At 34.1% G+C, this 16,358-nt stretch carries 7 protein-coding genes; all 7 read left to right on the top strand.

The window, feature by feature from the left end; all coding sequences use genetic code 11:
* The first annotated feature begins 5 nt into the window (after positions 1-5).
* The 7 genes from QLS71_RS09450 to QLS71_RS09480 are packed head-to-tail and all read left to right on the top strand — an operon-like array spanning position 6 to position 16,112.
* Positions 6-1,136, top strand: coding sequence for a glycosylase (locus QLS71_RS09450; protein ID WP_308991006.1), 1,131 nt, complete (start codon positions 6-8; stop codon positions 1,134-1,136).
* Positions 1,123-4,410, top strand: coding sequence for a glycoside hydrolase family 2 TIM barrel-domain containing protein (locus tag QLS71_RS09455; protein WP_308991005.1), 3,288 nt, complete (start codon positions 1,123-1,125; stop codon positions 4,408-4,410). Before QLS71_RS09450 ends, QLS71_RS09455 begins: the two co-directional genes overlap by 14 nt.
* Positions 4,411-7,812, top strand: coding sequence for a glycosyl hydrolase (locus tag QLS71_RS09460; RefSeq protein WP_308991004.1), 3,402 nt, complete (start codon positions 4,411-4,413; stop codon positions 7,810-7,812).
* A gap of 1 nt (position 7,813) precedes the next feature.
* On the top strand, positions 7,814-9,253 hold the full coding sequence (locus QLS71_RS09465; RefSeq protein ID WP_308991003.1) for a sialate O-acetylesterase: 1,440 nt from the start codon (positions 7,814-7,816) through the stop codon (positions 9,251-9,253).
* 21 nt (positions 9,254-9,274) lie between these two features.
* Positions 9,275-11,608, top strand: coding sequence for a DUF5703 domain-containing protein (locus tag QLS71_RS09470; protein ID WP_308991002.1), 2,334 nt, complete (start codon positions 9,275-9,277; stop codon positions 11,606-11,608).
* A complete protein-coding gene (locus QLS71_RS09475; protein ID WP_308991001.1) occupies positions 11,609-14,086 on the top strand; it encodes a T9SS C-terminal target domain-containing protein in 2,478 nt (825 codons plus the stop codon). It abuts the gene before it with no gap.
* Positions 14,087-14,093: 7 nt separating this feature from the next.
* Complete coding sequence (locus QLS71_RS09480) at positions 14,094-16,112, top strand: glycoside hydrolase family 127 protein (protein ID WP_308991000.1); 2,019 nt, start codon at positions 14,094-14,096, stop codon at positions 16,110-16,112.
* Positions 16,113-16,358 lie beyond the last annotated feature (246 nt).

The raw sequence follows: 16,358 nt of genomic DNA on the forward strand, positions 1-16,358 counted from the left end.
AACAAATGCAAACTAAAACTGTTTTTGAAACTATAGCAGTATGTTTTATTCTTGTGTCTATTTTTTCTTGTACATCAAAAACAAAAAAAAGAGACATTACGAATGATGTGATGCAAGAGATTTATAAGGAAATTAAAACACCCTATAAATACGGTTTGATTATGGTGCCTACTGATGATTCATATAAAATGGATTGTCCGAGTATCTTTAGAAAAGATGATAAATGGTTTATGACGTATTTGATTTTTGAAGGTCGTGGTTATGAAACGTGGTTGGCAGAAAGTGATGATTTGTTAAACTGGAAACATCTTGGGAAAGTGATGTCATTTTCAAAAGACACCACGGAATGGGATGTGAATCAAAAAGCAGGGTATATTGCTTTACAAGACCCAACTTGGGGAGGTTCTTACGAATGGAAATCTTATGATGATAAATACTGGATGAGTTATTTTGGAGGAAATACTACAGGGTACGAAGCGGGTATTTTATCTATGGGAATGGCATATACAGAGGAGTTCCCAACGACACCTCACGAATTTAAACGTTTGCCAGAACCCGTTTTAAGACCAAATGATGATAAAGCAAAATGGTGGGATAATAGCACCATGTATAAAAGTTCTGTGATTAGAGATGTTAAGAAAGAAACAGGTCATGATTTTATCATGTATTACAATGCTCGTGGTGATAGTATAACCCCTGCCAAAGGCGCAGAACGTATCGCTATGGCAGTTTCAAATGATATGAGAAATTGGAAACGTTATGGAGATAAACCACTAATCAATCATCACAAAGGAATTTCAGGAGATGCGTATATTCAACGTATTAATGGTACTTGGGTGATGTTTTATTTTGGAGCATTTTGGACAGGTTGGGATCAAGGTGCTTTTAATCGATTTGCGGTATCTAACGATTTAATCCATTGGAAAGATTGGGAAGGAGAAGATTTAATTCAATCTTCAGAATCCTATGATAATATGTTTGCTCACAAATCTTTTGTTATAAAATACGATGGTATTGTATATCATTATTACTGCGCAGTTAATAAAGCAGGACAACGAGGCATTGCAGTGGCAACATCAAAAGATTTAGGTAAAAGCGATATCCATTTTGTAAAATTAGAAGATGAAAAACAATAGTATCATATTTTTTATTGCCTTAAGTATGGCAAGTTTAGTAAATGCACAAACGGTGACGGGCGAACCGGCTGGGATTCCCGAAACTCCTAAAAAATATAGTTATGCGCCTTGGGAAGATCCGTTGGTAACAAGCATTAACCGCCAACCTGCAAGAGCAACGGCCTATTCATATAAAACAGTAGAAGATGCTCTTGAAGGCAATCGTGAAAAAAGCCGATTCTTACTATTAAATGGTGAATGGGATTTTAAATATTCGGTAAACTTAGATCAAGCGCCTAAAGATTTTTATAAAAATGAAGTTTCTAATTGGGATAAAATAGAGGTGCCTTCAAACTGGGAATTAAAAGGCTATGACACCCCTATTTATAAAAGTGCGGTGTACCCATTTAGACCAATCAATCCGCCATTTGTGCCAAAAGACACGAATGGAATTGGCTCGTATCAGCATAAATTCAAAGTGCCAAAAGAATGGCAAAAAGATATGACCGTAACCTTACATTTTGGAGGTGTAAGTTCGGCGTTTCAAGTGTGGTTAAATGGTGATTTCTTAGGGTATGGAGAAGATAGTTGTTTGCCTTCAGAATTTAATATTTCGCCTTATTTAAAAGAAGGAGAGAACGTATTGTCAGTACAAGTTATTCGCTATAGTGATGGAGCTTATTTAGAAGATCAAGACCATTGGCGATTAAGTGGAATTCAGCGCGAAGTATTCATTATGGCAGAACCGAAATTACGAATCCAAGATTTCTTCTATCAAACTAAGTTGGATAAAAATTATGAAGATGCCGTGTTTCAATTACGTCCGAAATTAGAAAATTTGACAGGTGATACTATTAAAAATGCATCGTTTGAATTTCAAATTTATAATGATAAAAATGAAGCTTTATTTGAAAAACCAATAGATACGTTAGCTAAAAGTATTGTAAACGAAAGTTATCCACGTTTAGACAATGTACGTTTTGGGTTTTTTGAAAAAAAGATTCAAAATCCAAAAAAATGGAGTTCAGAAGAACCTAATTTGTATACGTTGGTATTAACTTTAAAAGATGAAAATGGTACTATTAGCGAAGTGAAATCTTGTAAAGTCGGTTTCCGTTCCATTGAGTTTTCTAAAGACAATGGAAAACTGTTAATTAACGGAAAAGAAACCTATATCTATGGTGTAAATCGTCACGATCACCACCCAGTTAGAGGAAAAGCGTTGACTCGAGAAGATATTGAAGATGATGTTAGAACTATAAAGCAGTTCAATTTCAATACAATTAGAACTAGCCATTATCCAAACGATCCTTATTTCTACGAATTATGTGATGCATATGGTATTATGGTTATGGACGAAGCTAACTTAGAAACGCATGGCTTGGGAGGCAGATTAAGTAATGATACCCAATGGACGAATGCCCATGTAGAACGTATGAGCCGTATGGTTGAGCGTGATAAAAATCATCCAAGTGTTATTATGTGGAGTTTAGGTAACGAATCTGGTAAAGGGCCAAATCACGCTGTTATGGCTGCTTGGACTCATGATTTTGATATTACAAGACCTGTTCACTACGAACCAGCACAAGGGAATCCTAGATTAGATGGTTATATTGATGAAAGAGATTCAAGATATCCAAGAACCGTAGATCATGCACATCGTTTTGAAAACCCGCAAGATGAATCGTATGTAGATATGGTGAGCCGTTTTTATCCAGGTGTTTTTACACCTCAGTATTTAGTCGATCTAAAAGCTGATATAAGACCCATTTTGTTTGTAGAATATTCACATTCTATGGGGAATTCTACAGGAAATTTGAAAGAGTTGTGGGATGAGTTTAGAAGATTACCAAGAATGATTGGTGGTTGTATTTGGGATTATAAAGATCAAGGACTACTAAAAGTAGATAAAAAAACAGGACAAGAATTTTACGCTTACGGTGGTGATTTTGGTGAAGTAAGACACGATGGGAATTTTTGCATTAACGGTATTGTCGCATCCGATGGGAGACCAAAAGCAGCTATGTACGAAAACAAGTGGGTATATCAACCTGCTACTTGTAATTTGGATGGAAACCAACTGACTATCAAAAACAGACAAGCAACACAATCTTTAGCGGCGTATATTCCTGTAATTCAAATTTTAGAGAATGGAACAGTTATAAAAGAAGAAGTTTTAACGCCTTTCGATTTAAAAGCAGGTAACAAAACAGTTTTAGATATCAAGAAGTATGTTCCTAAAATGAAAGCTGATGCAGAATACTTTGTGAACATGAGTTTCCAATTGCCGCATGATAAGTTGTGGGCTAAAAAAGGATTTACAGTTGCTTCCGATCAGTTTTTATTACAGGCTAAAGCAGAAGATAAATATACTTCAAAAAACTCAAAAGCAGTTTTAAAAATTTCGGAATCTAATGAAAATATTAAAGTTAGCGGTGACGCTTTTAATGTTTTAGTTGATAAAAATAATGGTGCTTTAAGTTCATATATCTTCAAAGGAAAAGAACAGGTTTTTGCGCCATTGTTACCAAATTTCACCAGACCGTTAACAGATAACGATCGTAAAGGTTGGAAACCACATAGAGTGTTAAAACAATGGTATGAAAACGAACCAAAATTAACGTCTGTAAAAACTGAGAAATCTGGAAATAATGTGTTAGTTATTTCTGATTATGAAGTGATTAAAGATAGTGCCCAAGTAACTATCTCTTATACTATAAAATCAGACGGAGTTATTAAAGTTAATTATCATTTAAAAGCTTCAGAAGGGTTACCTAATATTCCAAAAGTAGGTATGCAAATGGGGGTTCAAAATAAATTCAATCAAATGTCTTGGTATGGAAAAGGCGAGTTAGAAAATTACACAGATCGTAATCATGGGTTTCCTATTCAGCAATACGGTCTTCCATTAAAAGACTTTACAGAGCCTTATGTCATGCCTCAAGAAAATGGAAACAGAACGGATGTGAGATGGATGGCTTGTACAACTTCAAATAAAAATGAAGGTTTTTTAGTGGTTGGTTCACAACCACTAAGTATGAGTGTTTGGCCATATACACAAGAAAATTTAAACGAAGCGAAACATACTTTTGATTTGGTTGATGCTGGTTATTTAACCTTGAATATCGATTTAATTCAAATGGGAATTGGAGGGAATGATAGTTGGTCACCAGTTGGTGCACCTATGGAAAAATATCAAATTCCATCCAAAGATTATCAGTATGGTTTTTACATTGTGCCATTTCAGTTAAGTAAAAATGGAGTCGAAAAGACTCTTGAAAAGTTTAGTTATTAAATGAAAAGAACCATCCAATACTTATGTGTGTTTTTCATAGTGATAAATGTGTTTTCTTGCAAAAAATCGCAAGAAAATCAAACGTCCTATTTCGAGCCTACACAAGAAAGTGCACAATCATGGGTGTATTGGTATTGGATGAAAAGTGCGTATTCTAAGGAAGGTATTACAGCCGATTTAGAAGCCATGAAAAAGGCAGGCATTCGAGGCGCTTATTTAATGACCATTAAAGGACCAGATGAAGAACCATTAATTGATTCACCTATTTTGCAGTTAAGCAAAGAGTTTTGGGATATGGTGCATTGGGCATTAACCGAAGCCGATAGATTAGGTTTAAAAATTGCTTTTCATGCAGCCGATGGTTTTGCTGTGGCTGGTGGACCATGGATTACTCCGGAAATGTCTATGCAAAAAGTCGTTTGGGCTGATACTATTTTGGACGGGAATGACATTAAGAAATTAAAGTTGCCGCTTCCAAAGCATTATAAAGATTACTATGTAGATATTGCTACGTTTGCCATTTCAGTTAGTAATAGTTATAAAACATCATTAGAGATACAACCTGAAATAACTACTTCAATAAATAACTCAGACGTTTCTTTTTTAAGTGATAATTTAAAGGAGCAAACCCAATTTAAGTTGTCTGAACCTGGTTGGATTCAATATGAATTTAAGGAATCATTTACGTGTAAATCTATTCAAATAGAAACCAAAGGCAATAATTATCAAGCCCACAGGTTAATTGTTGAGGTTAGTAATGATGGTGAAAATTTTAAAAGTTTAGGGAGATTAGAAACACCGCGGTCTGGTTGGCAAGATACCGATGCTTTTTACACACATAGTCTAGCGTCTACTACGGCAAAGTTTTTTCGATTTGTTTACAATCCAGAAGGCTCAGAACCAGGAGCTGAAGATTTAGACATGGCTAAATGGAATCAAGGTTTAAAGGTTACTAAAATTATACTGTCTGGAGAGCCTTTGATAGATAACTATCAAGGAAAATCTGGAGCAGTTTGGAGAATTAGTCCAAAAACATCAGAATCAAAAATCACGAAAGAGGATTGTGTAGATACACAAAAGATGGTAAATATATCTCAATTTGTTGATAAAAAAGGCGTGTTAAATTGGAATGCTCCAAAAGGAAACTGGAAGATTATAAGGTTTGGTCACACATCTACAGGTCATGAAAATGCAACGGGAGGAGCGGGAAAAGGTTTAGAAGTAGATAAGTTTAACCCTGAGGCGATTCGATTTCAGTTAGATCATTGGTTTGGTGAAATGTTAAGAACAGCAGGTCCAGAATTAGCTTCTAGAGTGGTGGAAATTCTTCATTTAGATAGTTGGGAATGTGGTAGTCAAAATTGGTCGCCTGTTTTTCAAGCCGAGTTTAAAAAACGTAGAGGATACGATATTGTGAAGTATTTGCCAGTCATGGCAGGAATTCCGCTAGATGATATAGAAACTTCTGAAAATATTTTATACGATATCAGAAAAACCATTTCAGAATTAATTACCGATAATTTCTTTGCAACTTTAGCAGACGAAGCTAAAAAATCAGGTGTAAAATTTAGTTCAGAAAATGTAGCTCCAACGATGCCGAGTGATGGATTGTTACACTTTAAATACATCGATTATCCAAGTGGTGAATTTTGGTTAAAAAGCCCAACGCACGATAAACCAAACGATATGTTAGATGCTATTTCAGGTGGACATATATATGGAAAAGATATCATTCAAGCGGAAGCATTTACTCAGTTAAGAATGGATTGGGATGAACATCCAGGAAATTTAAAAACCTTGGCAGATAGAGATTATGCTTTAGGAATCAACCGATTTTTTTATCATGTTTTCGTGCACAATCCGTGGGTAGACAAAAAGCCAGGAATGACATTAGATGGCATTGGAACTTTTTTTCAACGCGATCAAACATGGTGGGGACCCGGAAAGGCTTTTTTTGATTATTGTCAACGCGTACAATTTCATTTGCAAAAAGGAAATCCTGTTATAGATTTTGCAGTATTTACTGGAGAAGAAATTCCATCAAGGTCGTTGTTGCCAGGTCGGTTAGTGCCATTCATTCCAAATGTTTTTGGTAAAGAAAGAGTTGCATCCGAAAAAGTACGCTTGGAGAATACAGGACAACCTTCAGCAAGAATGCCTAAAGAGGTTCGTTATTCTAAAAATAGTACTGATTTATCAAAATGGGTAAATGCATTAAATGGTTATAAATACGATTCATTTAATAGCGATGTGTTATTAAATGCTTATGTAAAGGATGGAAATGTAATCTTTTCAGAAAAAGTAGCGTATAAGTTTTTAATTTTTCCAGGGCAGACTAAAATGTCACCAAATAACATGATGTCTCTAGCTGTAGCTGAAAAAATGTTAGCATTGGTAAAAGACGGGGCAACTATTTTTGTAAATAAGAAACCAAATAGCATCCCAGGAAAACATAGTGATAAAGACAAACAAGTATGGCAAAAAGTAATTGATGAATTGTGGGGCGGACAAGGAGAATCACAATGGAAATTAGGTAAAGGGAAAGTAATTAAATTACCATATCTAGGAAATGATTTTTCAGAATTTGGAATTCAACCAGATGTTATTTTAGCAAAAAAGGATGCAAATACAATTGCTTGGGCACATCGAGAAACGGCTAACGAACACGTTTATTTTCTTTCAAATCAAGGAGAAGAAAAAAGACAGGTTGAGGTAGCGTTTAGGGTTTCAGGTAAAATACCCGAGTTATTTCATCCAATCACTAATAAAACAATGGGATTAAAAAACTGGAAGATTGAAAAAGGAAGAACCATTATTCCTTTGCAATTTGAAGCTAATGAATCTTATATTATTATATTTAAAGAAGCTACCAATAAAAAAGATTCATATGGAAATCAAAATTGGTCAGAATTTAAAACAGTTCAAACTTTAAATGAAGATTGGAGGCTTCAATTTGATAAAGAATTTCATGGACCAGCGAAACTTCTTGAAATAAATAAACTTTTCGATTGGAGTACGTCAACTAATGATAGTATAAAATATTACTCAGGAACTGCTAAATATTCCAAAACGTTCAATTGGAAAGAAGCTTCAACATATAATTTACACTTGCAATTTCAAGAAATTAATAATATTGCAAGTATCGAAATAAATGGAAAAAATTGTGGAACGCTATGGACATATCCATATCGAGTAAATATTTCTGAAGCTATTAAAAAAGGACAAAACACTCTCATTGTTAAGCTTACCAATACTTGGGCGAATAGATTAATAGGCGATCAAAAATTACTAGAAAAGGACCGATTAACATGGACGACAGCTCCGTTTAGATTAGAAGGAAACCCGTTGTTGAAATCGGGTTTGTTAGGAGATATTAAAATAGTAAAAGAACAAAAACAATAAAATGAAAAAACACTTTATTATAACCGTTTTATGTTTGCTGGGAAGTTTTCAAATACATGCAGAAATAAAATTACCAGCCTTGTTTACAGACAATATGATGTTACAACAAGACATGGAAGCACCTATTTGGGGATGGGCGAATAAAAATGAAAAAATCACCATTCAAACGTCATGGGATTCTAAAGTCTATGAAATAAAAACAGATAGCGATGGTAAATGGAAACTAAAAGTAAAAACGCCGAAAGCGGGATTTACAATTTATAGCATTACAGTTTCGCAGGGATCAGATTCAAAAACCATTAAAAACATTCTAATTGGTGAGGTTTGGTTATGTTCAGGACAATCCAACATGGAAATGCCTTTAAAAGGATTTACAGGGCAACCGGTTAAAGGTGGAAACGAAGCTATTGTGCATTCAACAAACCCGAATATTAGATTTATTAGTGTTCCTAGAGCTACCGTTTTAGAACCAAAAAATGATTTTGAGGGTAAATGGGAAGTAGCATCACCACGAACTACAGGTAATTTTAGTGCCACGGCTTGGTATTTTGGCTCGTTACTTCAAGAAGTATTGCAAATTCCTATTGGATTAGTTGAAGTGTCTTACGGAGGTTCTAATGCGGAGGCTTGGATGAATTCAGAAATGCTTAAAGATTTTAAAAATATTTCAATCCCTAAAAAGAAAGAAGATTTTAAAGAAGCCCCAAATCGTGAAGCAACCACGTTGTTTAATGGCATGCTATCACCAGTAATTGGTTACGGTATTAAAGGAGTTATTTGGTATCAAGGAGAATCGAATCGTGACAGACCTTTCGAATATAAAGATTTGTTTAAAAAAATGGTATCTTCTTGGAGAGGGTTATGGAATCAAGGTGAGTTTCCGTTTTATTTTGCACAAATTGCCCCATTTGATTATACACGATATCATCCAAATGATTATTTAGAAAAATATAATTCAGCGTATTTAAGAGAAGCACAATTAAAGGCTTCAAAAGAAATACCTAATTCAGGAATGGCTGTTTTAATGGATATCGGTGAAAAAGATAATATCCACCCAGTTGATAAATTAAAAGGAGGAAACCGTTTAGCATATTTAGCTTTGGCAAAAACTTATGGCATTCAAGGTTTTGAATATGAAAGCCCTGAGTTTAATGCGATGGAAATAAAAGGAAGTACTGTAACCGTCTCATTTAGTAATATACCAAATGGAATTACATCTTTTGGTGAAGAAGTAACTGGTTTCGAGATAGCTGGAAACGATAAAGTTTTTTATCCTGCTCAAACTGTTGTAAGAAGTAAATCGGTTATCATTTCTTCTCCAAGAGTAGAAAGTCCAGTAGCTGTCCGTTACTTATTTAAAGATTTTATAAACGCTGAAATTTTTAGCGTAGGAGGATTGCCCATGTCGTCTTTTAGAACGGATGATTGGTATAAAGAATAAATTTTGATTTAATTTTATAAAATGAAGTACTTAATAACTTGTCTGGTTTTGTTTTTATCGCTTTTTGTTAAAGCACAAATCCCAGTTCTTGAAAATTACAACCAAATTTGGACGATTCAAAGCAAAAATTCATCAGAATCCATGCCTTTAGGAGGTGGTGATATTGGAGTGAATGTTTGGGTAGAACAAGGCGATTTATATTTTTACTTTTCAAGAAGTGGCACGTTTGACGAGCATAATACATTGTTGAAACTAGGGCGTGTTAAAGTTCAGTTAGAACCCAATCCATTTAAAGATAATGAAGGCTTTCGTCAGGAATTAAAATTGAAAGATGGTTATGTCTCAGTTTCTCAAAACAATACCAAAATAAAACTTTGGGTAGATGTTTTTAGTCCAGTTATTCATTTAGATGCAGTGAGTGATGTTCCTGTAAACATGAAAGCTTCTTATGAAAGTTGGCGTTATAAAAATCGTGATGTTAAAGGGAAAGCAAATAATGCCAATTCCTATAAGTGGGCGCCACAAGGCGATATCATCACGTATCAAGATTCTATTTCATTTGAGAATAATGCTGTAAAATTTTATCATAAAAACCGAGAAAACACCGTTTTTGATGTGGTAGTAGAGCAACAAAAAATGGAATCGGTAAAAGATCAAATGATGAATCCGATAAAGAATCTAACTTTTGGGGGTATCATGAAAGGAAAAAATATGATGCCTGCAGGAACTTACGAAGGTGTTTATCAAGATACCGATTTTAAAGGTTTTAGTCTGAAAAGTGTTAAACCAAGTAAGAAGCATCAATTAGCATTGTTTTTGCATACGAAGCAAAATGAAAATATCAATTTGTGGAATGATGGATTACAGGATTTGGTATCTTCTTATAAATCCAAAGAAAAGAAAGCTGAAAAAAATACAACTACTTGGTGGAATAATTTCTGGAATAGAAGTTTTATTTATATTAAAAAGAATAATGTCACCGAAAAAGATTCCGTTTATCAAATTGGGCAAAACTATCAATTGTTTCGCTATATGTTAGGTTGCAATGCCTATGGCAAGTATCCAACTAAATTCAATGGTGGATTATTCACTTATGATCCAGTTTATGTAAAATCAGATTTACCATTTACTCCAGATTTTCGTAATTGGGGAGGTGGTACTATGACACAACAGAACCAACGTTTGGTGTATTTTCCTATGCTTAAAAGTGGTGATTTTGATATGATGGATTCGCAATTGGATTATTATTTGAGTTTGCAAAAGAATGCCGAGTTACGCAGCGAAGTCTACTGGAATCATAAAGGGGCTTCATTTACCGAACAATTAGAAAACTTTGGATTACCAAATCCAGCTGAATACGATTGGAAGCGACCTGCAGATTACGACCCAGGTATGCAACATAATGCATGGCTAGAATATCAATGGGATACCGTTTTTGAGTTTTGTAAAATGATGTTAGAGCAAAATGAGTATGTCAATAAAGATGTTAAAAAGTATAATGGTTTTATCTTAAGTTGTCTTCGTTTTTTTGATGAACACTACCAGTATTTAGCAAGAAAGCGTGGTAGAAAAACTCTAGATTCGAATGGTCATTTAGTACTGTATCCTGGCTCTGGTGTAGAAACTTATAAAATGTCTAACAATGCTAATAGTACCATTTCAGCTTTAAAAGTAATTTCAGAAAAGTTATTAAAAATATCTTCTAAAGATTTAACTCAAGAAGACATTGATTATATAAAAGATTTTCAAACACGAATTCCACCTTTAAATTTTAGAGAAATCAACCATCAAAAAGTCATTGCGCCTGCAAAGTCATGGGAACGTATAAATAATACAGAACCAGCTCAATTATACCCTGTGTTTCCTTGGGAATTATATGGTGTTGGAAAACCAGATTTGGAAGTTGCTCAAAACACCTACTTTTTAGATGAAGATGTAAAAAGATTTAGAAGCCATGTAGGATGGAAACAGGATAATATTTTTGCAGCTAGATTAGGTTTAACCGATGAAGCTGCTAAATATAATCTATTAAAAATGGCAGATTCAGGCAGACGATTTCCAGCGTTTTGGGGGCCAGGTTTTGATTGGGTTCCAGACCATAATTGGGGTGGTTCAGGTATGATTGGTATGCAAGATATGTTATTACAAGAAGCGGATGGTAAAATTCTGTTATTTCCTGCATGGCCAAAAGACTGGAATGTCCATTTTAAGTTACATGCGTCAAAAAATACAACGGTTGAAGCTGAACTTAAAAATGGAGCGGTTAACATTATAAAAGTTGTGCCAGAAGAAAGACGACAAGATGTTTTAAATATGTTAGAAATGACATCACAGGAAAAAATAAATTTAAATTAAATGAAACTTATAAAACACATATTAGGATGTTTACTGCTTTCTACAGCAGCACTATTAAACGTACAATGTCAAAGCAATAATAAAACAGAAAAGCAAACTGTAAAAGTAGATTTCGATTTTTCAGGAAGAAAATTACAAGAAGTTCATGATCCTAATTATGAATCATGGGTTATTGAAGAACAAACAGAAGTTGAAAAAACGTTCAATAATGTAAAAGTGAAATTAAAAGGTGCTTTTTCTTCAAATTGGTTCAAACTTGGAGTTAATGCACCACATTATAACAGATTAGGAGCTGATGGTTTAGTAACTAGTGATAGTTTAGAAATGATAATCAGCGGGCTGAAAGCAGGAAAACATTCTTTACTTACTTTCCATAATACATTTGATAAAATGGAAGCAAAAGTTTTTCCAGATATAAAAATTTATGTTAATGACAAGCTTACTGAAACGGTACAACCAACAAATAGAAAATTTTCAAAAATAGAAGCAGCAACGGCATATATTACTTTTAAAGCTGAAACAGACAAAGATGTTGTTATTCGATTTGTGATGGATTTAGATGCAGAGCATCAACGTTCAACCTTTTATATTTGGCAAATGGTCATTAATGGTTTTGAAATAGATACACCAGATATTAAAAAGCAAGCGCATACACCATTTCCAGAATCAAAAGATGAACATGTTGTATTTAATGGAGATTCAAAATTAAAATGGCAATCACCAAAAGGAACAGTGTCTCATAAATTATACTTTGGAACTAATGAGCAAGCGATTAAAAATGCAGATAAAAAAGCTTCAGAATTTAAAGGAGAGTTAACTGAAAATGAATTTGCTATAAATGATTTATACAGCATGACAACTTACTATTGGCGCGTTGATGAGGTTAATAAAAAGGGAGAAATAACCCAAGGGAATGTATGGTCGTTTAAACCTGCACAATTAGCATTTCCAGAAGCTGAAGGTTATGGGCGTTTTGCTATTGGTGGCCGTGGCGGTAAAGTTGTTGAAGTAACCAATTTAAATGATGATGGTCCAGGGAGTTTAAGAGATGCAGTAAATCAAGAAATTGGACCACGAACCATCGTTTTCAACGTTTCGGGAAATATAGAATTAAAATCAAGATTAGTTATCAATCAACCTTATATTACTGTTGCGGGACAAACAGCTCCTGGAGAAGGGGTTACAATTACAAGAGCGCCAGTGGGTTTAACAGGTAATGAAGGCATTGTTCGCTTTTTAAAAGTGAGAATAGGTTCAGGAACCACATATGATGGTATGGGGCTTACAGGTGCAAACCATAGTATTATAGACCATTGTTCGATTAGTTGGACCATAGATGAATCGTTTAGTTCCCGAGGTGCACATAATATAACATTGCAACGTACTCTAATATCTGAAGCTTTAAATCTTGCGGGTCACGATAAATATGGGTCAGGAGCCATGCACGGTTATGCAGCAACTATTGGTGGCGATATAGGAAGTTTTCATCATAATTTATTATCTCATAATTATGGGCGAAATTGGAGTTTAGGAGGCGGTTTAAATGGCGATGGTTATTACTCAGGTAAATTAGATCTTAGAAATAACGTAGTTTATAACTGGGGAAAACGAACCACAGATGGTGGAGCAAATGAAGTAAATTTTGTTAATAATTATTATAAACCAGGAGCAAGCACAAAATTCTTTTATGCATTAAAAGTTCAACACGAAGGTGTTGGTAAAGGGAAACAACAGTACTTTTTTGATGGAAATGTGATGCCAGGGTATTTTGATGAATCTTCACAAGAAAAAGGGAAAACAATCCAAATAAGTGAAGGAGCCATAGTCGATTTTGAAACCTTTGTAGAAAAACCATTCTTCGAGTCTTATGTCACTACACAATCTGCTAGTGCAGCTTATAAAAATGTATTATCTGATGTTGGTGCTAATCAACCATTTTTTGATAAACATGATACTCGTATTTTAGATGAAACTCTTAAAGGGACTTATACATATAAAGGAAGTAAAAGTGGGTTTCCTGGTATGATAGATACAGAAAAAGATGCTGGTGGATTTCCAGAGTATGCAAGTGAAACACGTCCTGAACATTGGGATACAGACCACGACGGTTTACCAAATTGGTGGGAGCAAGTTCATGGATTAAATGAAAATTCTGCTAAAGGTGATTTTTCAGAATCCAACTCAGATAATGACAAAGATGGTTTTACACAATTAGAAGATTATTTAAATTGGATGGCACAACCACATTATTTTATCAATTTAGGAGAACATATTGAATTGGATTTAATTGATTATTTTATGGGGTATGAATTAAATCCAGAATACAGTGTTTCAATTGTGGAAAATGGAAAAGTAGCATTAAATAAAGAAAAGCTTCAGTTTAAAACAGATAAAAAAGGATTAGCATCTTTTGTTATAAAAGTAAAAGACGCTGAAGGAGACTCGATGAGTCGTACAATAAATGTATATGTAAAATAAATTAATTATGAAAAAGAGCTTAGTTTTAATATGTGTATCACTGTCATTTAATAGTCTCGTTATTGGTCAAAACAAAGGTTTAGTAGCCAACTCCAACAGTCCTTATACCAAATTGCAAAGTCTAGATTTACAAGATGTAACATGGACGAATGGTTTTTGGAAAGAACAGTTTGATGTGGAAACCCAAAATACAATACCTTTTATGTGGGATTTATATCACAATGATTCTATTAGTCACGCGTATGCAAATTTTAAAATAGCTGCTGGGTTAATGAAGGGCAAGCATGCAGGACCTTCATTTCATGACGGCGATTTTTATAAAATATTAGAGGGAATGGCCTCAGCTTACGCAGTTACCAAAAACCCTGAGTTAAACAAGCAAATGGATGAAGCCATTGCTATGTTTACCAAAGTCCAAAGAGCCGATGGTTATATTAACACGCCAGTTTTAATTGAAGAACGTTGGGGTACTTTAGGTCCTGAAGAACTTAAAAAACAATTAGGTTTTGAGAAGTATAATATGGGGCATTTAATGACTTCAGCTTGTATACATTACAGAGCAACGGGTAAAACTAGCTTTTTAGAAGTTGCTAAAGGTGTTGCAGATTTTTTATATGATTTTTATAAAAAAGCATCACCAGAATTGGCACGAAATGCTATATGTCCATCACATTACATGGGTATTGTAGAAATGTATCGCACGGTTAAAGATCCACGTTATTTAGAACTAGCAAATAATTTAATAGATATTAGAGGCACTACAAATGATGGAACCGATGATAACCAAGATAGAATCCCGTTTAGAGAGCAAACAAATGCTATGGGTCATGCCGTAAGAGCTAATTATTTATATGCAGGTATAGCCGATTTATATGCTGAAACAGGCGAGGAAAAATTAATGGATAACCTTAAATCTATATGGGAAGATGTGGTGTACAGAAAAATGTATATTACAGGAGGCTGTGGTGCTTTATATGATGGTGTTTCTCCTGATGGAACTTCATATAACCCCAAAGATGTTCAAAAAATACATCAAGCCTACGGTAGGCCGTTTCAATTACCAAATGCTACAGCACACACTGAAACGTGCGCTAATATTGGAAATGTACTTTGGAATTGGCGCATGTTACAACTTACAGGAGATGCTAAATATACAGATGTTATGGAATTAGCACTTTACAATAGTGTACTATCTGGTATAAGTCTTGAAGGAACCGAGTTTTGTTATAACAATCCTTTAAATGTATCAGATAATTTACCTTTTAAACAACGATGGGGAAGCGAACGCGAAGGGTATATTGCATGGTCAAATTGTTGTGCACCAAATGTAACACGAACTTTGGCTCAGGTTAATAATTATGCTTATAATGTTTCAAAAGAAGGATTATATGTTAATTTGTATGGAAGCAATCATTTAAAAACAAAAACTTTAAAAGGAGAAAACATAGAAATAGAACAGCAAACCAATTACCCTTGGGATGGTAAAGTTGTTTTAAAAATCACAAAAGCACCAAAAGGAGATTATGCTATTTTATTAAGAATACCAGGATGGAGCCGAGGAGCAACAGTTTCTGTAAATAATGGTTTAATTCAAGAAGAAGTAGTTACGGGATCCTATACAAAACTTTCAAAAAAATGGAAAAAAGGTGATGTAATAGAACTTAATATACCTATGCCAGTAGAGTTGATGCAAGCAAATCCGTTGGTAGAAGAAACAAAAAATCAAGTAGCTGTAAAGCGTGGTCCCATTGTATATTGTTTAGAAACCGAAGACATATCTAAAAAAGTAGATATAAATACGATTGTATTGGATGTGAACTCTAATTTCACAACAGATAAAATAAATATTAATAATAGAGATTTCATTACTATCAAGGCAAAAGCGTTTTTAGATAGTGGTAATTGGGAGAAATCCTTATACCAACCAATTTCAATAAATAAACAACAGGTTGGAATAACTTTGGTGCCCTATTTTGCATGGGGAAATCGGTCAAAAGGTGAAATGACCGTTTGGATGCCGTATTAAATTAATTTAGTGATCCTTATTGTAAGTAAGCGCAACATTTAAAAACAGTAATTGTTTTTAATAAATTTAATAAATTTAATAAATATTTAAAAAAGTTCATTGCTTTATAGCAGTGAACTTTTTTTATGAAATAATATTTTAAGGGTAGAAAACACATTTACAAAATCGATCGCCGTTCAAAAATAGCACTTAAATATTATTAAATTAATAATCTTAGCATTTTAATAGTAGGTGTTCCGTAACCTG

This window comes from Mariniflexile litorale (assembly GCF_031128465.2).
Lineage (GTDB): Bacteria > Bacteroidota > Bacteroidia > Flavobacteriales > Flavobacteriaceae > Mariniflexile > Mariniflexile litorale.

Excerpts from the sequence above, each read along its gene's own strand:
- QLS71_RS09450 (WP_308991006.1), top strand. The coding sequence starts at position 6 with ATGCAAACTAAAACTGTTTTTGAAACTATAGCAGTATGTTTTATTCTT.
- QLS71_RS09455 (WP_308991005.1), top strand. The coding sequence starts at position 1,123 with ATGAAAAACAATAGTATCATATTTTTTATTGCCTTAAGTATGGCAAGT.
- QLS71_RS09460 (WP_308991004.1), top strand. The coding sequence starts at position 4,411 with ATGAAAAGAACCATCCAATACTTATGTGTGTTTTTCATAGTGATAAAT.
- QLS71_RS09465 (WP_308991003.1), top strand. The coding sequence starts at position 7,814 with ATGAAAAAACACTTTATTATAACCGTTTTATGTTTGCTGGGAAGTTTT.
- QLS71_RS09470 (WP_308991002.1), top strand. The coding sequence starts at position 9,275 with ATGAAGTACTTAATAACTTGTCTGGTTTTGTTTTTATCGCTTTTTGTT.
- QLS71_RS09475 (WP_308991001.1), top strand. The coding sequence starts at position 11,609 with ATGAAACTTATAAAACACATATTAGGATGTTTACTGCTTTCTACAGCA.
- QLS71_RS09480 (WP_308991000.1), top strand. The coding sequence starts at position 14,094 with ATGAAAAAGAGCTTAGTTTTAATATGTGTATCACTGTCATTTAATAGT.